Origin of the sequence: Actinoplanes campanulatus, from assembly GCF_014647795.1 — a bacterium.
GTDB lineage: Bacteria > Actinomycetota > Actinomycetes > Mycobacteriales > Micromonosporaceae > Actinoplanes > Actinoplanes campanulatus.
Window position 1 is genome coordinate 359,101 of sequence record NZ_BMPW01000003.1, and the last position, 21,527, is coordinate 380,627.

Consider the following 21,527-nt stretch of genomic DNA (forward strand, 5'->3'; position numbering starts at 1 on the left):
ATCAGCAACATCGATGCCGCCGCCGCAATTCTTGGATTATCCGGGAGATACCGTCAACGGTGATTCACCATCCGCCACGATCTACAGGGCGCTCTGCAGAGCCAGCACCCCCCGGTTGACCGCGCTGATCGCCTTGCGGGCCGTCTCCCGCACGCTCGGCGAGGCGGCGGACGCGTCCTTCACCTGGCCGAGCAGGTCGAGCACCTGGCGGGCCCACCGGACGAAATCGCCGGCCGGCATGTCGGCGTCGTAGTGGCCGCTGGCCAGCACCCGGGCCAGCGGCTCACCCCGGGCCCAGCGGTACATCGGCCAGACGAAGCCGGCGTCGGGCTCGCGGGTCAGCGACAGCCCGTGCTCCGACTCGTCGGCCGCGATCTCGCCCCACAGCTTGGCGCAGGCGTCGACGGCGCCGCTGACCGGGCCCTTCGGCACCGAGGCGCGGTCCTCGCCCTCACGGCGGGACTCGTAGAGCACCATCGACACGGCCGCGGCCAGCTCGTCGGGGGCCAGCCCCTCCCACACGTCCTGGCGCAGGCACTCGGCGACCAGCAGGTCGGCCTCCGACCAGATCCGGCCGAGCATCCGGCCGGCCTCGGTCACCTCACCGTCGGAGGAGAGGTAGCCGCGGGCGGTCAGGACGGCGCAGACCTGGTCGAACGTCCGGGCGAGCGAGCCGGTGCGCCCGGACACCTTGGCCCGCAACGTCTCGGTGTCGCGGTGCAGACGGTGCCGCCGCTCGGCCCAGCGGGCGTGGTCCTCCCGCTCCGGGCAGGCGTGGCAGGGGTGCTGCCGCATCCTCACCTTGAGCAGGGCGATCTCCGCGTCCTCACCCGGGTTGGCGCGGCCGCGGCCGGCCCGGCGACGGTCCGGATGCCGGTCCAGCCCGGTGGCGCTGACCTGGGCGGCCAGATCCCGGCGGGCGCCCGGCGAGCGGTGGTTGAAGTTCTTCGGCACCCGCACCCGGGCCAGCACCTCGACCTGCCCGCCGAAGTCGCCGGGGCTGACCCGGCCGGCCCACCGGTCCTGGGTGAGCACCAGTGGCCGGGGCTCCCCGAACCCGCCGGTCGCCGGCTCGACGACCACGGCCAGCCCGGCCCGGCGGCCCTGCGGCACCCGGATAACGTCACCGGTCCGCAGCCGCTCCAGCGAGTCGACGGCCGCCGACCGGCGCTGCTGGACGCCCTGGCGCGACAGCGACTTCTCCCGGTCGGCGATGGCCACCCGGATCCCGAAATACTCGTCGAAGTCGCCGTGATGGCAGGCGGCGTCCTCGGCATACGTCTCCATGGTCTCGACGTTGCGCTGCACCTGCCGGGCCAGGCCGACCACCGACCGGTCCGCCTGGAACTGGGCGAACGACGACTCCAGCAGCTCCCGGGACTTCTCCGCGCCGACCGAGCCGACCAGGTTGACCGCCATGTTGTACGACGGCCGGAACGACGACCGCAACGGATAGGTCCGCGTGGAGGCGAGCCCGGCCACGTGCCGCGGGTCCACCTCGGGGCTCCACAGCACCACCGCGTGGCCCTCGACGTCGATGCCGCGGCGCCCGGCCCGGCCGGTCAACTGCGTGTACTCCCCCGGGGTGAGGTCGACGTGCGCCTCGCCGTTGAACTTGACCAGGCGCTCCAGCACCACGCAGCGGGCCGGCATGTTGATGCCCAGCGCCAGCGTCTCGGTGGCGAACACCGCCTTGACCAGGCCCTTGACGAAGCACTCCTCGACCGCCTCCTTGAAGGCGGGAAGCATGCCGGCGTGGTGGGCGGCGACGCCGCGCTCCAGGCCGTCGAGCCACTCCCAGTAGCCCAGGACCGACAGGTCCTCGGACGGGATGGCGGCCACCTTGGCCGACACGATCCGGCGGATCTCGGCCCGCTCCTCCGGGTCGGTGAGCCGCAGCCCGGCGTCGAGGCACTGCTTGACCGCCGCGTCACAGCCGGCCCGGCTGAAGATGAACAGGATCGCCGGCAGCAGGCCGCCCCGCTCCAGGCGGTCGACCACCTCGGCCCGGGGCGGTGGCTGCCAGCGCTTGCCGCGCCCGCCCCGCCAGCCGCTGCTCGCCCGGTCGGTGAACTCGAGCCGGCGGTCCATCTCCCGGGTGTAGCGCAGCAGCTCGGGATGCACGTCGTGCTTGCGGGCCGCGTCGGCGTCGTGGAACAGGTCGAACATCCGTCGGCCGACCAGCATGTGCTGCCAGAGCGGCACCGGCCGGTGCTCGCTGACCACCACCTCGGTCTGCCCCCGGACGGTGACCAGCCAGTCGGCGAACTCCTCGTAGTTGCTGACCGTCGCGGACAGCGAGACCAGGGTGACCGACACCGGGAGGTGGATGATCACCTCTTCCCAGACGGCGCCCCGGAACCGGTCGGCGAGGTAGTGCACCTCGTCCATCACCACATAGGCCAGATTGCGCAGCTGGTCGGAGCCGGAGTAGAGCATGTTGCGCAGCACCTCGGTGGTCATCACCACCACCGGGGCGTCCCCGTTGATCGCGTTGTCGCCGGTCAGCAGGCCGACCTTGTCGGCGCCGTAGCGGGCCACGAGATCGTGGTATTTCTGATTGGACAGCGCCTTGATCGGCGTGGTGTAGAAGCACTTGCGCTCCCCCGAGCGCAGGGCCAGATGCACCGCGAACTCGCCGACCACGGTCTTGCCGGCGCCGGTCGGAGCGCAGACCAGGACCCCGCTGCCGCGCTCCAGCACCTCGCAGGACTCGCGCTGGAAGTCGTCCAGGTCGAAGCCGACGTCGAGCATGAAATCCTCGAGGGCCGGATAGGTGGCGACCCGCGCCGCCCGCCGTCTGGATGCCGCGTAATTCTCGGCGGGACTAGTCATGACCCAAGGCTAGTTCGTGCGTACGACAATTCGCACCACGGTATAGGGCCGCAAGGTCCGCCGGGACCGCTCGGTAAGGTGCACGGCGTGCCGCTTGCCTCGAATCCTCCAAACCGTCCGGTGCGGCCCGTCGAGGCCGTGCTCTTCGACTTTCACGGCACACTCGCCCAGGTGGAGGATCCGCTGACCTGGGTGATCGCCGCGGCCGCCGCGTGCGGGACCGAACTGGACCGGGGCCGGGCGACGGTTCTGGCCGACCGTCTGACGACCGCCGGGCGGGCCGGCGGGCCGCTGCCGCACCGGGTGCCGCCGCACCTGGCCGAGCACTGGGCCGACCGCGACCTGTACCCGCACAGTCACCGCGCCGCCTACACCGGTCTGGCCGCGACCGTCCACACCGACGTGGCGGGGCTCGCGGACGCCCTCTACGAGCGGCTGCTGCTGCCGGAGGGCTGGCTGCCGTACCCGGAGACCGAGCCGACGCTGCGCAAACTCCACGAGGCCGGGGTGAAGGTGGCGGTGGTCAGCAACATCGCCTTCGACATCCGGCCGCTGTTCGCCGCCTGGGGGCTGGACGGGTTCGTCGACGGTTACGCGCTGAGCTACGAGATCGGGCGGATCAAACCCGACCCGATGATCTTCTACCGGGCGTGCGGCCTGCTCGGCGTCGACCCGGAGCGGGCGCTCATGGTCGGTGACACCCCGGCCGACGCGGGCGCCGTCGATGCGGGGCTGGCCACGCTGGTGCTGCCCGCCGCCGACCCGGGCCGGCCCAACGGGCTGTCCGCGGTGCTGGCGCTGGCGCTGGCCGGTCAGGCGTAACGGTCCAGGACGGTCCCCTGGCGGCCCTTCTTCGCCGCCTCGGCGGCCGGCGCCTCGTCCTGCGGGCTGACCGCCGCGTCGGCGATCGCCCTCAGTGCCTCCTTGGCGCCCCCGAACAGGGAGGCCGCGCGGGTGGTCACCGAGGGGACACTGCTGCCGATCGAGTTCGTCATGCCTTACGGTTCGGCGCGCCCACCGAGATCTGACCCCGTGGTCAGCGGAGCAACCGGACCGCACCCGGCACACAGCTCACCTCGACCGGCAGGGGGCCGAGACGCTCGCCGTCGGCGTACCCGATGATGCCCTCCGCCTCGATCCGCACCTCGCGCGCCCGCAGCACGGTGATCCGCGGATCGGTGACGTGGGTGCCGTTGCGCAGGCGCGGCTTCAGCCGCGTGATGGCCGCGCGCCCCAGCGTGGTCGCGAAGATGACGTCGAGCAGGCCGTCCGCCGGGTCGGCGTCCGGCACGATCCGCAGGCCGCCGCCGTAGCTGGGACAGTTGCCCACCGCCACGATCTCGCCCCGCAGATGATGGACGGCGCCGTCGGTGTGCACCGTGTAGTCGCGGGCCCGCAGCCGGGCCAGCTCCAGCAGGATCGCCAGGTCGTAGCGGCGCGGCCCGGAGGGCCTGCGCATCCGGTTGGCGCGCTCGTTGACCAGCGCGTCGAATCCGCCGGCCAGGACCGCGCAGAACCATCGCCGCTCACCCCGGGCGTCAGAGGTCCGGGCCAGATCGAACCGGTGGTCCCGCTGCTCACGGAGGGCCTCGGCGATCGCCTCCGCGGCCTTCAGCGGATCATGGGGTACGCCCACCGCGCTCGCGAAATCGTTGCCCGTCCCGGCCGGCACCACCCCGAAGCCGGCCTCCTGCCCGACGACCGACTGGAGCGCCCGGTGCACCGTGCCGTCGCCACCGACCGCGACCACCGCGGCGGCCCCGTCGGCGACCGCCCGGTGGCAGGCCAGCTCGGCCTCGGCACTGCTGCCGGCGTCCAGGAGCCGCACCGGGTGCCCGGCCGTCCCGAGGGCCTCCAACACTCCCGGAAGCAGACCGCGGTGCCGGCCCCGCCCCGCCGAGGGGTTGGCCAGCACCGCGATGAAGTCGCTCGTCACAGCCGCGAACGTTATACCCACGGCGGCGACCGGGCGAGACTAGGTCATGTCGTCGAACCGGCGCTCGATCGGCATCGGCTTCTCCACCGGGGCCGGCGTCTCGACCGGGTCGGAGGCACCGATCGGCACCCGCTCCTCCTCCAGCACGGAGATCGCGTCGTCGTCGAGCCCGGCGTAGATCTCCTTGCCGCGGCCCTTGCGCTTGTCGTTAAGGAACGCCACGCCGACGGCGATGAAGTAGAGCAGTGACAGGCAGGCGGCCAGCAGCGTCATGCCGAACGGACCGGGGTCGGGGGTGGCGATCGCGGCGAACGCGAACGACAGGAAGACCACGGTCCGCCACCAGCTGAGCAGCCGCCGGGCACTGACCACGCCGGTGAAGTTCAGCATCAGCAGGACCAGCGGGAACTCGAACGCCGCGCCGAAGATCATGATCATGCTGGTGATGAAGCCGGTGTACGCCGTGATCTCCAGCTGCGTCGTCTCACCGATGACGCCGGCCGTCATGATGAATTCGAGGCTGTGCTGCACCACGAAGTAGGCCAGGGTGGCGCCGCCGATGAACAGGGGCGCGGCGATCGCGACGAACACGTACGCCCATTTGCGCTCGTGCCGGTGCAGGCCGGGCGCGATGAACGCCCACAGCTGATAGAGCCAGACGGGCGCGCCGATGATCAGGCCGAGCCAGAGCGCGATCTTCAACTTCAGGACCAGCTGGTCGGTCGCACCCAGCGTGAGGAAGTTGCACTTGCCCTGGCCAACTTCCCCCAGCGTCCACGACGAGTCGAGCCCGCAGTAGGGAGCTGCCAGCAGGTCGAAGGCCCAATCGGAGAGGATGAAACCGACGATCAGGCCGACCACGATGCCGACGGACGCGTAGAACAGCCGGTTTCGCAGCTCGCGGACGTGCTCGATGAGCGTCATGGAGCCGTCGGCGGCCTGCTGGAACTTACTGGGTCCCGTGTTTTTCCGAAGGCTCAGTGCCATCGGCCCGGGTCAGCGGTCGTTGGTGCGCTGCACCGGGTCCACGTACGGCTGGGCGGGCGGCTGCTGGGGCTGCTGGTAGCCCTGTTGCTGGTACGGCTGCTGCACCTCGCCCTGGAGCGGGGTGCGGCTGTGCTGCGGCTCCGCCTTCTCCGCGACGTTGTTGTCGTCGTCGACGAGGCCCTTCGTCTCCGCCTTGATGATCCGCAGCGAACGGCCGAGGGACCGCGCCGCGTCGGGCAGTCGCTTCGCGCCGAAGAGCAGGACAAGCACAACAACGAGAACAATGATGTGCCATGGCTTGAGGGCGCCCATGGGAGACTCCAGTCGGTCGGATCAGGTTGCGGGGTCCATCGTACGTGTGGATCCCCGGGATGTTGCCCTCCGGATCCTTCCGGTTTCTTATGACCTTCGGAAGGTCCGGACAACGGGCCGGGAACTGTCTACCGGCGGCCCAGACCGGCTTTGATCTGCTCCACCGTCCCCTGCGCCCGCTCGGCCCGCTCCTGCACGGCGAGCATCGTCTCCTGCATCACCTCGGCCTTGGCCTGGAGGGCGAGCGCCTGCTCCTGGCGATGCCGCAACCGCCGGGCCGCGCGCTCCAGGACCCTCAGCCGCCCGAGCAGTCTCGTCCCGGCGACGACCAGGACCACCAGCGCGACCGCCACCACGGCGATCCAGACCCACATCAGCACGCGGCCACCCTATCCGGCCGCCGGACGGTCCGCCGCGAGGCCGTGCGGCGCGGCGTACTGGCCGAGGGCGGTCGCGGCCTGGGCACGGATCCGTTCCAGCAGCTCGGGCGGGCCCACCACGGTGACGTCGCGGCCCTGGCCGGCCAGGAACCGCTGAGCCCAGCCGAGGTCGGTGACCCGCATCGTGACCAGCCACTCCGGGCCCTCCCGAACGACCTGCTCGACCGGGTAGTACTCGGTGATCCAGCGCCCGCCGCGGCCCACCCGCAGGGTGACCAGCGGCAGCTCCGGGCCGGGGTGGAAGACGCCGCCGGTGACGTCGTGCGGCACCGCGCCGACCGGCGGCGCGGACGGCTCGTCCAGCTCGCTGAACGCGTCGATCCGGTCGATCCGGAACAGCCGGGTCGCCTCGGCCCGGCGGCACCACGCCTCCAGGTAGTTGAAGCCGCCGACCATCAGCATCCGCATCGGGTCGACCACCCGATCGGTGGTCTCGTCCCGCGACGGGGTGTAGTAGGTGAGCCGCAGCGCGTTGCCGGAGGCGACCGCGGCCCGGACCTTGGCGAGCCGCTCCTGGTTCGCCGGCAGCTTGACGGCCACCGGGGCGTCCGCCAGGTCACCGGCCGCGTTCTCGATCTTGGCGAGGGCCCGCTCGATCGCGTCCCGGGTGCCGATGCCGGGCGTCTCGGCGAGCATCCGCAGCGCCACCACCAGGGCGAGGGCCTCGTCCGGGTTGAGCCGCAGCGGCTTGTCCATGCCGGCGTCGTGGCTGATCGTCACGTGGTCGCCGTCGATCGCCATGTCGATCAGGTCACCGGGACCGTAGCCGGGCAGCCCGCACACCCAGAGCAGCTCCAGGTCCTCGCGCAGCTGCTTGTCGGTGACGTCCAGGTCGGCGGCCGCCTCGGAGATCAGGATCCCGGGCCGGGCCAGCAGGTACGGCACCAGGTTCAGCAGCCGCCCGAGCCGGTCCGCGGAAGGCGTCCGCGCGCTCATGCCGGCACCGCCGGGGTCTCGTGCCGGGCGATCATTTCCTTCAGGTGCTGGATGACGGCGTCGCGCAGCTCAGGCGGGCCGTCGGCGCGGGCGTCCGGGCCGTACCCGGCGATCCGCGAGGCCAGCCAATCCACGTCCCCGTAGCTGATGGTCAGCCGGTCGCCGTCCGGCCCCGGGGTCACCTCGGCGGCCATCCGGCGCAGCCCGGCGGCCCGGCCGGGGCGGACCGTCACGGTGGCCCGGCCGTTGCGCGCGATCGGCCCGGACGAGCGGGCCACGTGGCTGATCAGGTCCGCGCCGACGGGCGGCTCGAAGGCGCCCGGGCGGCCGGTGGCCTTGACCTCGCCGACGATGCGGGACAGGCGGAAGCAGCGGGTGGCGGCCCGGTCACGGTCGTGGCCCACCACGTACCACCGGCCGCGCCAGCAGACCACGCCCCACGGCTCGAGGCGGCGTGTGCTGGGCTCGTCGACCTCGGGCACCCGGTACTTGAAGGTGACCGCGCGGCGCTCCCGGGCGGCCGAGGTGAGCGGCCCGAACGACGGGTCGACGGTCACCACCGGCTCCACGCCGAGGGTGGCCTGCGGATCCACCTCGACGCCGGCGGCCCGCAGCTTGGCCAGCCCGGACGACGCCGCGGCGGCCAGACCGGCGTGCTGCCACAGGCGGGCCGCGATGCCGACGGCGGCCGCCTCGTCCGGTTCGAGAAGGATGTCGGGCAGCGCGTACTCACGCTGGGCGATCCGGTAGCCGGGCTCCTGGTCGAAGATGCTCGCCGTACCGGTCTCCAGGGGCACGCCCAGCTCACGCAGCTCGGCCTTGTCCCGTTCGAACTTGCGCTGGAACGCCTCGTGGTCACGTGGGTCCGACGGGTCGTGCTCGTAACCGGGCACGGTCAGGGCGATCTGCGCGGCGGTCAGGAACCGCCGCGTCGACAGGAGGCAGATGACCAGATTCACCAGGCGCTCGGTACGAGTGCGCGACACGAGTGGCAACGCTAGCAGCACCCGGCCGAGGGACTGTCAGGCGTCACTGCCCCCGCAACCTTGTAGGGTTCGCCGCATGGTGCGATGGCGGTCCGGGACGGTCCAGGCGGTGCGGCGCAGCTGGCACGGGGCCGTCGAGCTGGAGGTCAGCACCACCGACGGCCCGCTGCGCGCCCTCGCCTACCCCGATCTGGTCGGCAGCCCGGAGCCCGGCGACCGGGTGCTGCTCAACGTCGGCGCGCTGGTGATGGGCCTCGGCACCGGGGGGTACGCGCTGGTCGTCGCCCTTCCCGACCGGCTGCCCGCGGATCCGGCCGGCGACGGCGGCACCCGCGACGACGGGCACCTCGTGAAGGCCCGGTACACCCCGTTGCAGGCGATCCGGCTAGGCGTGGACGAGGAGGCGTCGCCGTACCGGGAGGTGCTGGCCGCCGCCGAGTCGATCGACGGGATGCCGGTGGTCACCGCCGACCTGCACTCGGCGCTGCCGGCGATCCTGGCCGGGGTCCACGCCGACCGGCCGGACGCCCGGGTGGCCTACCTGATGACCGACGGCGGGGCGCTGCCGGCCTGGTTCTCCCGCACCCTCGACGGGCTGCGCGGCCATCTCGCCGGGACGGTCACCACGGGGCAGGCGTTCGGCGGCGACCTGGAGGCGAGCACCGTGCACACCGGGCTGCTCGCCGCCCGGCACGTGCTGCACGCCGACGTGACCATCGTCGCCCAGGGGCCGGGCAACCTGGGCACCGGCACCACCTGGGGGTTCTCCGGGGTGGCCCTGGGCGAGGCGATCAACGCGGTCGCGGTGCTGGGCGGGCGGCCGGTCGGCTCACTGCGGATCTCCGACGGCGACGGTCGCGAGCGGCACCGTGGCGTGTCGCATCACAGCCTCACGGCGTACGGGAAGGTCGCTCTCGTCCCCGCCGACCTGCCGGTGCCGGACGGCCTGGAGCCCGAACTGGCCGCCCTGGTCGACGCCGCGCTCGCCCCGCTGAGCGGGCGGCACCGCCTGGTCCGCGTCGCCACCGCCGGCCTGGACGCGGCGCTGCGGGCCTGCCCGGTCCCGCTCTCCACGATGGGCCGCAAGCTGGACCAGGATCACGGCTACTTCCTGGCCGCCGCGGCCGCGGGCCGTCACGCCGCGGCGTTGCTGGCCTGACCGGCCGGGTTTTCGAGCGCGACCGCTCACGCACGTCGCCCGGTGCGGCTCGCGCCCTGGACGCGCCAGCGGCCAGCGAGACGCGCCGGGCCCTCGGCGGGAGCGGCGGTCTGGACCCACCACCCCGCTACGACATCGATTTTGATCGTCGAAGTCGCGTCAGGAAGTGATGATCAGATAGGCCCAGCCGGCCAGGATCAGGGCCAGGACGGTGGCCAGCACCCACGTGGGGATGCGGTGGTTGCCGGCGCGATCGCGCTGGATGTCGTGGTAGATCTTCTCGCGGCGGCGTTCGGCGCGCCGGAAGCGGACTTCGCGCTCCGAGCGCTCGGGTGGTTCGGGCCGGCCGGGTGTCGTCATGGCCCGGCCAGCCTATTCCACCAGCGTCACATGCTGGCGATCAGTCGCTCCACCCGCTCGTCGTAGGCGCGGAACGGGTCCTTGCAGAGGACCGTGCGCTGCGCCTGGTCGTTGAGCTTGAGGTGCACCCAGTCGACGGTGAAGTCGCGCCGCTTCTCCTGGGCGTGCTTGATGAACTCGCCGCGCAGGCGCGCCCGCGTGGTCTGCGGTGGCGTCTCCTTGGCCTCGAAGATCTGCAGGTCGTTGGCGATCCGGTCGACCTGCTTGCGCTTCTCCATGAGTGCGTAGAGGCCGCGGCCCCGGCGCACGTCGTGGTAGGCGAGGTCGAGCTGTGCGATCCGCGGGTGCGACATCGGGATCTCGTGCTTGGCCTGGTAGCGCTCGATCAGCTTGTACTTGGAGACCCAGTCGATCTCGCGGGAGACCGGGTCGAGGTCGCCGCTCTCGATCGCGCTGAGGACGCGGCCCCACAGCTCGACGACCCGCTTGGCGACCGGGTCGCCGCCGCGGCGCTCGACGAACTCGGTGGCCTTCGCGAGGTACTCCTGCTGGATCTCCAGCGCGGAGACCTCCTTGTTGTTCGCCAGGCGGATCTTGCGGCGGCCGGTGATGTCGTGGCTGACCTCGCGGATGGCCCGGATCGGGTTTTCCAAGGTCAGGTCGCGCATCACCACGCCGGCCTCGATCATGCGCAGCACGATGTCGGCGCTGCCCACCTTGAGCAGCGTGGTGACCTCGTTCATGTTCGAGTCGCCGACGATCACGTGGAGGCGGCGGTAGCGTTCGGCGTCCGCGTGCGGCTCGTCGCGGGTGTTGATGATCGGCCGGGACCGGGTGGTGGCGCTGGAGACGCCCTCCCAGATGTGCTCGGCGCGCTGGGAGAGGCAGAACACCGCGCCGCGCGGGGTCTGGAGCACCTTGCCGGCGCCGCAGATGAGCTGGCGGGTCACCAGGAACGGGATGAGCACGTCGGCCAGCCGGCCGAACTCGCCGTGCCGGCTGACCAGGTAGTTCTCATGGCAGCCGTAGGAGTTGCCGGCGGAGTCGGTGTTGTTCTTGAAGAGGTAGATCTCCCCGGCGATGCCCTCGTCGTGCAGACGCTTCTCCGCGTCGACGAGCAGGCCTTCGAGGATCCGCTCGCCGGCCCGGTCGTGGGCGACCAGGTCGGTGACGGAGTCGCATTCGGGGGTCGCGTACTCAGGGTGGGAACCGACATCGAGGTAGAGGCGTGCGCCGTTACGAAGGAACACGTTGCTGCTGCGTCCCCAGGACACCACTCGGCGGAACAGGTAGCGGGCCACCTCGTCCGGAGACAGCCGCCGCTGCCCCCGATAGGTGCACGTGACTCCGTACTCGGTCTCGAGGCCGAAAATTCGCCGTTCCATGACGAAACACTACCGGTAAGGACCGGTTCAGCGGCACCCACAACCGACCCTTTCCATGACAGCGGGGCGTGGTCCAGGTGACCACGCCCCGCGATCGTGCGACGGAACGGCTACTTCTCGGTGTCCTCCGACGCGGCCGACTCGGTCGGCTTGCCCTCGGCCGGAGCGGGTGGCGCCGCGTCGACGTCGCCCAGCTCCGCCTCCGGCACCGCCTCGTGCCCGAGCAGGGTGGTCAGCGCCGCCCCGGTGATCCGCCGGAACGCCCGGCCCGGCCGCCGCCGGTCCAGGACCGCCACCTCGAGCTGCTTCGGCGTCAGCGTGCGGGCCTGGCCGTTCTCCCCGCCGACGCTGCCGAGCGCCTCGGCGGCCAGGGCCAGTGCCACGGTCAGCTCGGCCGTCGCGTCGTGCCGCTCGCGCAGCACGTTGCCGATCGCCTCGGCCTGGCCGCCCATCGCCATGAAGCCGGGCTCGTCCATGACCGAGCCGTCATAGGTGATCCGGTACAGCTCGTCGGCCTCCGGTGAGACGCCGACCTGCGCCACGCAGATCTCCACCTCGTACGGCTTCTGCGTCTCCGAGAAGATGGCGCCGAGGGTCTGCGTGTACGTGTTGGCGAGCGCCCGCCCCGTCACGTCCCGCCGGTCGTAGCTCAGACCGACCATGTCGGCCATCCGGACGCCACCCCGCCGCAGCGCCTCGAACTCGTTGTACCGCCCCACCGCGGCGAACGCGATCTTGTCGTAGATCTCGCTGATCTTGCGCAGGGTGGTGATGTTCTCGGCGACCAGCAGGATGCCGCCCTCGTAGGTGAGCACCACGGCCGACCGGCCGCGGGCGATGCCCTTGCGGGCGTACTCCGAGCGGTCCCGCTGGACCTGCTCGGGTGACGCGTAGAACTGCATTGCCACGGGTGGCTACCTCCTCTTTCTCGAAAAGCGCGGGTCAGCCGCCCGGGTTCTCCACACGGCCCGCGACGACCCGCTCGGCCACCGTGGTGATCTCTTCGTCGCTGAGGCGGTGGGTGCCGGACGCCGTCGCGGTCATCACCACCGGGTAGATCTTGCGGGTCACGTCCGGCCCGCCGGTCGCGGTGTCGTCGTCGGCCGCGTCGTACAGCGCCTCGACCGCCAGGTTGATCGCGTCGTCGGTGCTCAGCCCGGCCCGGTAGCGTTTCTTCAGCGCCGACTTCGCGAACAGCGAGCCGGAGCCGATCGCCTCGTAGCCGGTCTCCTCGTAGAGCCCGCCGGCCACGTCGAAGCTGAAGATCCGCCCGGCCCGCGCCGGGTCGGACGGGGACAGGTCGAAGCCCGCGAAGAGCGGCACCACGGCCAGGCCCTGCATCGCCGCGCCGAGGTTGCCGCGCACCATGGCCGCCAGACGGTTCGCCTTACCGTCGAGCGAGAGCATGGTGCCCTCGATCTTCTCGTAGTGCTCGAGCTCCACCTGGAACAGGCGGATCAGCTCGATGCCGATGCCGGCCGTCCCGGCGATGCCGATCAGCGAGTAGGCGTCGGCCGGGTGCACCTTCTTGATGTCCCGGCTGGCGATGAGGTTGCCCATGGTCGCCCGGCGGTCACCGGCCATCACCACACCGTCGGCCGTCGCGATCGCGACGATCGTGGTGCCGTGCGGCGCGATGTCCGCGGACAGGCCCGAGGGAAGCGGCCGCCGGCCCGGTAGCAGCTCCGGGGCGGCCTGGCTCAGGAACTGCGTGAAGGAGGACGTCGAAGTGCTGGTGAAGAAATCCGGTAGACGCCCGGATGGATCAAAGCCCGTCGCCACGTGGTTCCTTTCAGATACGTGCAGTTGACGCACAATATCCCGCCGAAGCGAGTGGTTGCGATCAACGCCATCGACATGTCTTGAGGAAATGCCGGACGCCGCCGAAACGGCGGCGTCCGGTCACTTACAAGCGGACAAACCGGTCACTGACCGCCTTTTTGGACGTATCCCCTCACGAACTCTTCGGCGTTCTCCTCCAGGACGGAATCGATCTCGTCCAGCAGGTCGTCGACGTCCTCGGTGATCTCCGCATGCCGCTCGGCGACCTCGGGATTGGCCTCGACGGTGACGTCCTCGATCTCCTGGTCGCTGCGGCCCTTCCCGCTCTGCGACTGACCACCTGTGTCTCGGGTTGCCATGGATGCCCCCTTCTGAAGCCACCCGAAGTCCTGCACCATCGGGTTGGAAAAAACCTACCTCGCGCCTATGACGAAAAGGCCCGCCGGAACGGGTGTTTTATTACCGGCTCGTGATCACCTCGAGCAGGTCCTTGGCGCTCTCGCACGTGTCGAAGAGCTGGCCGACATGCTTCTTGGTGCCCCGCTCCGGCTCCATCATCGGCACTCGCACCAGCGATTCCCGGCCGACGTCGAAGATGACCGAGTCCCAGCTGGCGGCGACCACCTCGGAGGCGTACTGCGCCAGGCAGCGGCCCCGGAAGTAGGCCCGGGTGTCCTCCGGCGGCTCGTACATCGCGCGCTGCGTGTCGTCGGGGTCCAGCAGGGTCTTCATCGACCCGCGGGCCACCAGGCGATGGTAGAGGCCCTTCTCCGGGCGCACGTCCGAATACTGCAGGTCGACGAGCTGGAGCTTGGGCGAGGACCAGCCGAGGTTCTCCCGCTCCCGGTAGCCCTCCAGCAGCCGCAGCTTGGCCACCCAGTCCAGGCTGTCGGACAGCAGCATCGGGTCGCGGCCCAGCTTGTCCAGCATGTCCTCCCAGCGGTCCAGGACGTCGAGGGTCTGCTCGTCGGCATCCTGGCCGTACCGGTCGTCGACGAACTGGCGGGCGCGCTCGTAGTAGGCCCACTGGAGGTCCAGCGCGGTGAGGCGGCGGCCGTCGCGCAGCCGCATCAGGTGCCCCAGCGCCGGGTCGTGGCTGACCGCCTTGAGCTCGGAGACCGGGTCGGCGATGCCCAGCTCGCCGGTGAACACCTTCTCCTCGATCATGTTCAGCACCAGGGCGGTGGTGCCGACCTTGAGGTAGGTGGCGATCTCGGAGAGGTTGGCGTCGCCGATGATCACGTGCAGCCGGCGGTACTTGTCGGCGTCGGCGTGCGGCTCGTCCCGGGTGTTGATGATCGGCCGCTTCAGGGTCGTCTCCAGACCCACCTCGACCTCGAAGAAGTCGGCGCGGGAGGAGATCTGGAAGCCGGAGCCGCCGCCGTCCTGCCCGATGCCGACGCGCCCGGCGCCACAGTAGATCTGCCGGGTCACGAAGAACGGGGTGAGGTGGGCGACGATGTCGGCGAACGCGGTCTGCCGGCGCATCAGGTAGTTCTCGTGGGCGCCGTACGATGCGCCCTTGTTGTCGGTGTTGTTCTTGTAGAGCTGGATCCGGTGGGCGCCCGGGATGGTGGCGGCCCGCCGCGACGCCTCGGCCATCACCCGCTCGCCCGCCTTGTCCCACTTCACGATGTCCAGCGGGTTGGTCACCTCGGGCGTGCTGTACTCCGGGTGGGCGTGATCCACGTAGAGCCGCGCGCCGTTGGTCAGTATCACGTTGGCCAGGCCGAGATCCTCGTCGGCGAGGGCCTCCGCCGGGTCGTAGGCGGCGCCGGAGTAGGTGAAGCCCCGCGCGTCACGCAGCGGGGACTCCTCCTCGTAGTCCCAGCGCGCGCGGCCGTTGCGGTTGAGCTCGGGGCGGGCGCCGTAGGCGTTGACCACCTGGGACGACGTGACCATCGGATTGGCGCCGGGCTGACCGGGCACCGAGATTCCGTACTCCACCTCGGTGCCCATAATCCGTCGAACGCTCATGCGACCACCCTGTTCTTTAGGACCGCGCTGTCCGCCACGAGGCCAAGCCTGCTCATGCATCGAGCCTAGACGCTCTCACGGCGCTTTCCGAAGCTGCCCGTGCGCGCGTCGGTACCTTGCGTGGCGATGTTGATCACCGGGAGCCGGCGGGCGAGCGCCTGGGCCGGACGCTCCACATACCGGTGACCTGCCCAGGCCGCGCCGAGAGCACCCGCCGTGAACAGCAGCGCGATGATCAGCGGCCGGTCGGAGACGTGCACGGCCACCGCGAGGACCGGGATATGGAGCAGATAGAGCGAATAGCTGACCTCGCCGAACCACACCAGCACGGCCGGCGGGCGCCGTTCGCTCAGCGCGTAGCCGGCGCCGAAGGTGACCGCGACCGCGAGGACGACCGCCGGTCCCAGATGGACCGCGGCGCCGGCCAGGACGACGGTCAGGGCCACCGCGGCCGGCAGCCGGCCGATCAGCCGGTGCCGCATCCGGTGGAGCACGGTTCCGGCGAACATCACCGCGAGCATCTGCGTGGCCTGGGCCGAGGACGCGCCGGTCACCCCACCGGTGGCCGAGCCGTTCACCAGCGGGAGGGCGGCCGCGCCGAGACCTCCGGCGGCGGCCACGAGCGACACGGCCTTCGACTCGGTGAGGTACGCCGTGACGACGCCGATCAGAAGCACCAGGACCGCCACGGCGGTGATCCGGCGCTGCCCCACGGTCCCGCCGAGCAGGTCGTCCGGCAGCGCCACCACGGCGGCGACCGCGGTGAGCCCGGCCGCCCACCACGCGCTCCAGCGGTGCCGTCCCCAGGCGAACAGCCCGGCGGTCAACAGGTAGAAGACCATCTCGTAGGAGAGCGTCCAGAACGGCCGCAGCACGCCCCGGACGCCCAGCAGGTCCTGGAGCATGGTGACGTGCCCGGCGACGCTGGCGGCGGTCTCGGTGGTCAGCTGGGCGGGCATCCGCAGCAGCCCGGCCGCGCCCAGGACGAGCCCCACCACGGCGGCGACCAGATAGGCGGGATAGATCCGCAGGAGACGGCCGGTCCAGAAGCGCCGCAGCGAGCCGTGCCGTTCCAGGGACATCGGGATGACGTAGCCGCTGACCAGGAAGAACAGCAGGACGCCGTACCGGCCCAGATCGAAGGCGTGGTAGAGGCTCAGGTGGCGGTCGCCGCCGAGCACCGCCGGGCTGAGATGGAAGACGGCCACGGTGACCGCGGCCCAACCGCGAAGCGCGTCGAGCCAGGCTAGGCGGGTCATACGGGGTTGAACGAGGACGGGGCCGGAGGGAAACCCTCCGGCCCCGTCAACCGCACGTGCTGGTTACAGGTACTGACCGGTGTTGGTGGCGGTCTCGATGGACCGGCCGGCCTCGGCGCCCTTGCCGCCGGAGACGAGGGTGCGGATGTAGACGATCCGCTCGCCCTTCTTGCCGGAGATCCGGGCCCAGTCGTCGGGGTTGGTGGTGTTCGGCAGGTCCTCGTTCTCCCGGAACTCGTCGACGCAGCTGTCGAGCAGGTGCTGCAGCCGGAGCCCCTTCTTGCCGGAGGTGAGGAACTCCTTGATCGCCATCTTCTTGCCACGGTCGACGATGTTCTGGATCATCGCGCCGGAGTTGAAGTCCTTGAAGTACAGGACCTCCTTGTCACCGTTGGCGTAGGTGACCTCCAGGAAGCGGTTCTCCTCCGTCTCCGTATACATCCGCAGGACGACGGCCTCGATCATCGCGGCCACCGTGGCGTCCCGGTTGCCGCCGTGCTCGGTCAGGTCGTCCGAGCTGAGCGGCAGGTCGGCCAGGATGTACTTGGCGAAGATGTCCTTCGCCGCCTCCGCGTCCGGGCGCTCGATCTTGATCTTCACGTCGAGACGGCCGGGCCGCAGGATCGCCGGGTCGATCATGTCTTCCCGGTTGGAGGCGCCGATGACGATCACGTTCTCCAGGCCCTCGACACCGTCGATCTCGCTGAGCAGCTGGGGAACGATCGTGTTCTCCACGTCGCTGGAGACACCCGAGCCACGGGTCCGGAAGATCGAGTCCATCTCGTCGAAGAACACGATCACCGGGGTGCCCTCGCCGGCCTTCTCCCGGGCACGCTGGAAGACCAGGCGGATGTGCCGCTCGGTCTCACCCACGTACTTGTTCAGCAGCTCCGGGCCCTTGATGTTGAGGAAGTAGCTGGTGTGCTTCTCCTCGCCCCGCCGCTCGGCGATCTTCTTGGCCAGCGAGTTGGCCACCGCCTTGGCGATCAGGGTCTTGCCACAGCCGGGCGGGCCGTAGAGCAGGATCCCCTTGGGCGGGCGCAGCTGGTGCTCCCGGAACAGGTCGGCGTGCAGGAACGGCAGCTCCACCGCGTCGCGGATCTGCTCGATCTGCGAGTGCAGGCCACCGATGTCGCCGTAGTCGACGTCGGGGACCTCCTCCAGGACGAGCTCCTCGACCTCGCTCTTCGGGATCCGCTCGTAGGCGTACGCCGAGCGCGGCTCGATCATCAACGAGTCGCCGGCGCGCAGCTTGGTGATCTCGAGCGAGTCGGCGAGGAACACGATGCGCTCCTCGTCGGCGTGCGACACCACCAGCGCCCGGTCGGCCGGACCACCCGACGGGTTGTCCAGGACCTCCTTGAGCAGCACCACCTCGCCGGTGCGTTCGAAGCCGAACGCGTCGACGACGTTGAGAGCGTCGTTCAGCAGGACCTCCTGGCCCCGCTGGAGCTCGTCGGTGGCGAGCGACGGCGAGACCGCCACCCGCAGTTTGCGGCCACCGGTGAACACGTCCACCGTGCCGTCCTCGTGGGCCGACAGGAACACGCCGTAGCCGCTGGGCGGCTGGGCTAGCCGGTCAATCTCTTCCTTGAGAGTGACGATCTGGGCCCGGGCTTCCTTGAGGGTCGCCACGAGCCGCTCGTTGTTCTCGGTCACTCGGGCCAGCTGCGCCTGCGTTGCCGCGAGCCGTTCCTCGAGCTGCCGGAGGTGTCGGGGGCTCTCCGTCAACTTCCGCCGGACCAGAGCGAGTTCCTCTTGCAGAAACGCGACCTGACTCGAGAGATCGTTGACTTCCTTCTCCGCTCGCGCGGCGCGGGAGTCCGCTTCGTCGCTACGTGCCACGTCCCACCTCCCCGGGGGGCTCGAACGTCTTGGGTCAACACTAGCCGTTCGGAAACCGATTTTGACCCATGCAACACCCTCGTCACCGACTCTTGATCGATTGGTCCGACCGCACCTGAGCCGGTCGGACAGACTTCCGGTACCGTCAGGCCTCACCGGTTGTGGGAGGTAGGAGTGTCCGCTGACACTGATGAGCTGCGCGTCTGGATCGATCAGGACCTGTGCACCGGTGACGGACTCTGCGTGCAGTACGCCCCGGAGGTGTTCGAACTGGACATCGACGGACTCGCCTATGTGAAAGACCACTCCGGCGAGTTGCGGCAGGAACCGGGGGCCCGGGTAGGGGTGCCCAGGGGTCTGTTTCTCGAGGTCGTCGACTCGGCGAAGGAATGCCCGGGCGACTGCATCCACGTGGTCCGGGCCTCCGACGGCACGGCGGTCGCCGGCCCCGGCGCCGACTGACCGTCCCCCGCGCGAGCGCGCGAGTGAAGGTGAGTGACGGTCAGAGGGTGGGACGCCCGACCAGGGACGCCACCACCCGGGAGAACTCCTCGAGCCGGGCGATCTGACCGGGCCCGCCGTCGTCCAGCGTCTTGCCGAAGCGCAGCGCGTCGTGCCGCAGCGGGGCACGGCCCTCCTCCTCGCCCACCCCGGGCGGCGACACCGCGTCGTCGACCGAGCTGAGCAGCAGGTAGACGTCGATGCTGTCGACCCGGGCCTGCCCGTTCGGGGTGCGGGTCAGCCGCCGCCGGCAGCCCACCTCGGTGACCGTGGACAGCGGCACCACCCGCAGCGACGAGGTCATCGCGCCGGCCGGGCCGTCGCCGGGAGCCACGTCCTCCCCGTGCCACAGCACCAGCCGGCTGCCGTCGCAGACGACGACCTCCTGCCACACCCCGTTCACCTCGTTGACGAAGCGCTCCAGGGTGAAGCACAGCACCTGGGCGCCGCGCAGCACCCCGAACAGCGCCTCCAGCGCCACCTCGGGATCACGCAGGTAGGCGCGGGCCGCCGAGTCCAGATCCGGGTAGGGCGACCAGTCCGGGAAGACCGCGGGCATCTCGTTGCTGCCGCCGAAGGGCGGAGAACTCATGACTGGCGCTCCTCCGTGTCGTCCCGATCGCTAGGAACCTCCCGATCGCTAGGAACCTACCGGACCGCAATGGAGACGGTCACTCCCCCGTCGACTCCTCCCGCTGCGCGGCGAGAGCGGCCTGGGTGGCCTTGCGGATCGCGTACGCCTCGGCGCCCTTGCTGGGTTTGCGGCGCCGCGGCGGCGCGGTGACGCCGGGCGCGAGCTTGCGCGCCGACACCAGGAACGCGGTGTGCGCGATCATCCGGTGGTCCGGCCGCACCGCGAGCCCGTCGGCGTGCCAGTCCCGGACCAGCGACTCCCAGGCCCGCGGCTCGGTCCAGCCGCCCCGCTCACGCAGCGCCTCGACCAGTTCGGACAGCTGCGGGGTGGTGGCCACGTAGCCGATGAACACGCCGCCCGGGACGAGCGACTTCTCGACCATGTCGAGCGCCTCCCACGGGGTCAGCATGTCCAGGATGATCCGGTCGAAGCCGGTGATGTCGTTGCCGGCCACGTCACCGGGGTGCAGGTGCCACGCCGGGTGCGGGCCACCGAAGAACGCCTCCACGTTCTTGCGGGCGACCGCCGCGAAGTCGTCGCGCAGCTCGTAGCTGTGCACCTCGCCGGAGCTGCCCACGGCCCGCAGCAGCGAGCAGGTCAGCGCGCCCGAGCCGGCGCCCGCCTCGAGCACCTTGGCGCCCGGGAAGACGTCGCCCATCGCGACGATCTGCGCCGCGTCCTTCGGGTAGATCACCTGCGCCCCGCGCGGCATGGACAGCACGTAGTCGGACAGCAGCGGCCGCAGCGCCAGGTAGGCGGTGCCGCTGGACGCGGTGATCACGCTGCCGTCGGGCAGGCCGATCAGGTCGTCGTGCTCCAGGGCGCCGCGGTGGGTGTGGAACGCCTTCCCGGGCTCCAGCACGATGGTGTGCATCCGGCCCTTCGGGTCGGTCAGCTGAACGCGGTCACCCGCCCGGAACGGTCCGCGGTGCGCGGGCACCGAGTCGTCGACGGCGGTGGTCGGGGTTGTGGTCACTGCTCTTCTTTCCCAAAGGTCCGTCAGGTACGGCTCGCGCGCCTCGGTTCCAGCACGGCGGCCACGTCGGCGACCCGCAGGACGCCCACGACATCCTCGCCTGCGGTCACCAGGTACTGCGCACCCGGGTGGGCCTGGAGCGCGCGGACCACCTGCTCGCCGGTCAATCCGAGCGGCAGGGCGGTGAGCGCGTCCCGGGAACGGGAGACACTCTCCACGCTCACCCACGGCCGCCGGTCCACCGGCACCCGCTCGGCCTGCACCGGGTCCACCACCGCGGTCAGGCTGCCCGCCGAGTCCGCCACCGCCAGCACCACGTCCGGCCGCGGGTCCTCGGCCCGGCGCCGCTGCGCCTCGCCCAGCGGGGTGCCGGCCGGGACCGCCAGCACCGGCCGGACCAGCGCGCCCAGGTCCACCAACGGGAACCGGCCGGTCATCCGGCCCAGCCGGATCGACTGCCCCGCGCCCTGCCACAGGGTGAGCACCACCAGCAGCACGAAGATCAGCCCGAGCAGGGTCAGCAGGCCGGTCAGATGCAGCGTCACCACGACCGCCGCGGTGATCAGGGCCAGCACCCGGCCCGCCCAGCCGGCCACCACGGTCGCCCGGTTCCGGTCCTTGAGGACCGCCCACAGCGCCGCCCGCAACGCCCGGCCACCGTCCAGCGGCAGGCCCGGCAGCACGTTGAAGAACGCCACCAGCACGTTGCTCACCGCCAGCTGGAAGGCGATCTGCCCGGGCACGGTCCGCTCCGGCAGCGCCAGCGCGGCCGCCGTCGCCACACCGCCCAGCAGCAGCGACACGGCCGGCCCGGCCAGCGAGACCAGCGCGTCCTCCCGGGGCGCCGGCGCGTCCCGGTCCATCTCGGTCCAGCCGCTGAGCAGCTCCAGCGTGATCCGGCGCACGCCGATCCCGAGCCGGCGGGCGGTCAGCGCGTGGCCCAGCTCGTGCAACAGCACCGAGCCGAGCAGACAGACCACGAAACCCAGACCCACGAGGTACGCCCAGGGCTGCGCGAGCCCCAGCTCGGCCTGCGCGTAGTTCCCATACACCACGGTGACCAGCACCGCGAGCAGCAGCATCGACGCGTTCGCGTGCACCGGGATGCCGGCGACGTGCCCCACCGGCCGCCCACCGGCCGGGGGCGGGACCTGCGGTGTCCGGCTCTGCTCCACGCGATCGATGCTACGGACACGCCCGCGTGGGACCCACCCCGC

The 21,527-nt window shown here is 71.0% G+C and carries 22 protein-coding genes; 3 read left to right on the forward strand and 19 right to left on the reverse strand.

All coding sequences use genetic code 11. The features are described 5' to 3' along the window. Window positions 1–81 precede the first annotated feature (81 nt). Window positions 82–2,835, reverse strand: coding sequence for a DEAD/DEAH box helicase (locus IEZ13_RS08485; RefSeq protein WP_183219176.1), 2,754 nt, complete (start codon window positions 2,833–2,835; stop codon window positions 82–84). A 78-nt stretch (window positions 2,836–2,913) separates the two neighbouring features. Between IEZ13_RS08485 and IEZ13_RS08490 the strand changes: the two genes are divergently transcribed. After that, on the forward strand, window positions 2,914–3,657 hold the full coding sequence (locus IEZ13_RS08490) for an HAD family hydrolase (RefSeq protein WP_229794551.1): 744 nt from the start codon (window positions 2,914–2,916) through the stop codon (window positions 3,655–3,657). On the opposite strand, the gene IEZ13_RS08495 is transcribed toward IEZ13_RS08490, so the two are convergent. The 7 genes from IEZ13_RS08495 to IEZ13_RS08525 form a co-directional block, all read right to left on the reverse strand. After that, window positions 3,648–3,830: a hypothetical protein gene (locus IEZ13_RS08495; protein WP_183219179.1), complete on the reverse strand. Its 183-nt coding sequence runs from the start codon at window positions 3,828–3,830 to the stop codon at window positions 3,648–3,650. The genes IEZ13_RS08490 and IEZ13_RS08495 overlap by 10 nt on opposite strands. A 41-nt stretch (window positions 3,831–3,871) precedes the next feature. After that, window positions 3,872–4,771, reverse strand: coding sequence for a diacylglycerol/lipid kinase family protein (locus tag IEZ13_RS08500; protein WP_183219181.1), 900 nt, complete (start codon window positions 4,769–4,771; stop codon window positions 3,872–3,874). A gap of 39 nt (window positions 4,772–4,810) precedes the next feature. Beyond that, window positions 4,811–5,758 (reverse strand): twin-arginine translocase subunit TatC, encoded by a 948-nt coding sequence (gene tatC, locus IEZ13_RS08505; protein WP_183219185.1) that lies wholly within the window; start codon window positions 5,756–5,758, stop codon window positions 4,811–4,813. Window positions 5,759–5,767: 9 nt separating this feature from the next. Continuing rightward, complete coding sequence (gene tatA, locus IEZ13_RS08510; protein ID WP_183219187.1) at window positions 5,768–6,070, reverse strand: Sec-independent protein translocase subunit TatA; 303 nt, start codon at window positions 6,068–6,070, stop codon at window positions 5,768–5,770. Window positions 6,071–6,198: 128 nt separating this feature from the next. Then, window positions 6,199–6,444 (reverse strand): hypothetical protein, encoded by a 246-nt coding sequence (locus IEZ13_RS08515; RefSeq protein ID WP_183219396.1) that lies wholly within the window; start codon window positions 6,442–6,444, stop codon window positions 6,199–6,201. A gap of 15 nt (window positions 6,445–6,459) precedes the next feature. Beyond that, a complete protein-coding gene (locus tag IEZ13_RS08520) occupies window positions 6,460–7,446 on the reverse strand; it encodes a helix-turn-helix transcriptional regulator (RefSeq protein WP_183219189.1) in 987 nt (328 codons plus the stop codon). After that, the gene (locus IEZ13_RS08525; RefSeq protein ID WP_183219192.1) at window positions 7,443–8,432 is read right to left on the reverse strand and encodes a helix-turn-helix transcriptional regulator; all 990 of its coding nucleotides are present in this window, start codon (window positions 8,430–8,432) and stop codon (window positions 7,443–7,445) included. Before IEZ13_RS08525 ends, IEZ13_RS08520 begins: the two co-directional genes overlap by 4 nt. 76 nt (window positions 8,433–8,508) lie before the next feature. On the opposite strand from IEZ13_RS08525, the gene IEZ13_RS08530 reads away from it, so the two are divergent. Continuing rightward, complete coding sequence (locus IEZ13_RS08530; RefSeq protein ID WP_183219194.1) at window positions 8,509–9,591, forward strand: DUF3866 family protein; 1,083 nt, start codon at window positions 8,509–8,511, stop codon at window positions 9,589–9,591. Window positions 9,592–9,750: 159 nt separating this feature from the next. Here IEZ13_RS08530 and IEZ13_RS08535 read toward each other — a convergent pair whose 3' ends face one another. The 8 genes from IEZ13_RS08535 to arc all read right to left on the reverse strand — a co-directional run bounded on the left by IEZ13_RS08535 (window position 9,751) and on the right by arc (window position 18,199). Beyond that, window positions 9,751–9,951, reverse strand: coding sequence for a hypothetical protein (locus tag IEZ13_RS08535; protein ID WP_183219196.1), 201 nt, complete (start codon window positions 9,949–9,951; stop codon window positions 9,751–9,753). 26 nt (window positions 9,952–9,977) lie between these two features. Then, the gene (pafA, locus tag IEZ13_RS08540) at window positions 9,978–11,336 is read right to left on the reverse strand and encodes a Pup--protein ligase (protein WP_183219198.1); all 1,359 of its coding nucleotides are present in this window, start codon (window positions 11,334–11,336) and stop codon (window positions 9,978–9,980) included. Window positions 11,337–11,446: 110 nt separating this feature from the next. Next, window positions 11,447–12,244 (reverse strand): proteasome subunit alpha, encoded by a 798-nt coding sequence (gene prcA, locus IEZ13_RS08545; RefSeq protein ID WP_183219200.1) that lies wholly within the window; start codon window positions 12,242–12,244, stop codon window positions 11,447–11,449. A gap of 34 nt (window positions 12,245–12,278) precedes the next feature. Continuing rightward, complete coding sequence (prcB, locus tag IEZ13_RS08550; RefSeq protein WP_183219202.1) at window positions 12,279–13,118, reverse strand: proteasome subunit beta; 840 nt, start codon at window positions 13,116–13,118, stop codon at window positions 12,279–12,281. Between the two features lie 143 nt (window positions 13,119–13,261). Continuing rightward, on the reverse strand, window positions 13,262–13,477 hold the full coding sequence (locus IEZ13_RS08555) for a ubiquitin-like protein Pup (protein WP_106320381.1): 216 nt from the start codon (window positions 13,475–13,477) through the stop codon (window positions 13,262–13,264). A 100-nt stretch (window positions 13,478–13,577) separates the two neighbouring features. Then, a complete protein-coding gene (dop, locus tag IEZ13_RS08560) occupies window positions 13,578–15,095 on the reverse strand; it encodes a depupylase/deamidase Dop (protein WP_372441851.1) in 1,518 nt (505 codons plus the stop codon). Between the two features lie 65 nt (window positions 15,096–15,160). After that, complete coding sequence (locus IEZ13_RS08565) at window positions 15,161–16,354, reverse strand: acyltransferase family protein (RefSeq protein ID WP_183219204.1); 1,194 nt, start codon at window positions 16,352–16,354, stop codon at window positions 15,161–15,163. Between the two features lie 63 nt (window positions 16,355–16,417). Further along, complete coding sequence (gene arc, locus IEZ13_RS08570; RefSeq protein ID WP_183219206.1) at window positions 16,418–18,199, reverse strand: proteasome ATPase; 1,782 nt, start codon at window positions 18,197–18,199, stop codon at window positions 16,418–16,420. A gap of 174 nt (window positions 18,200–18,373) precedes the next feature. Here arc and IEZ13_RS08575 point away from each other — a divergent pair, with 174 nt between their 5' ends. After that, a complete protein-coding gene (locus tag IEZ13_RS08575) occupies window positions 18,374–18,661 on the forward strand; it encodes a ferredoxin (protein WP_183219208.1) in 288 nt (95 codons plus the stop codon). A gap of 40 nt (window positions 18,662–18,701) precedes the next feature. Here IEZ13_RS08575 and IEZ13_RS08580 read toward each other — a convergent pair whose 3' ends face one another. From IEZ13_RS08580 to IEZ13_RS08590, 3 genes are all read right to left on the reverse strand, one after another. Further along, on the reverse strand, window positions 18,702–19,292 hold the full coding sequence (locus IEZ13_RS08580; protein ID WP_183219210.1) for a hypothetical protein: 591 nt from the start codon (window positions 19,290–19,292) through the stop codon (window positions 18,702–18,704). A 79-nt stretch (window positions 19,293–19,371) separates the two neighbouring features. Beyond that, window positions 19,372–20,310, reverse strand: coding sequence for a tRNA (adenine-N1)-methyltransferase (locus IEZ13_RS08585; protein ID WP_229794552.1), 939 nt, complete (start codon window positions 20,308–20,310; stop codon window positions 19,372–19,374). A gap of 23 nt (window positions 20,311–20,333) precedes the next feature. Continuing rightward, on the reverse strand, window positions 20,334–21,485 hold the full coding sequence (locus tag IEZ13_RS08590) for a M50 family metallopeptidase (protein WP_372441852.1): 1,152 nt from the start codon (window positions 21,483–21,485) through the stop codon (window positions 20,334–20,336). Window positions 21,486–21,527 lie beyond the last annotated feature (42 nt).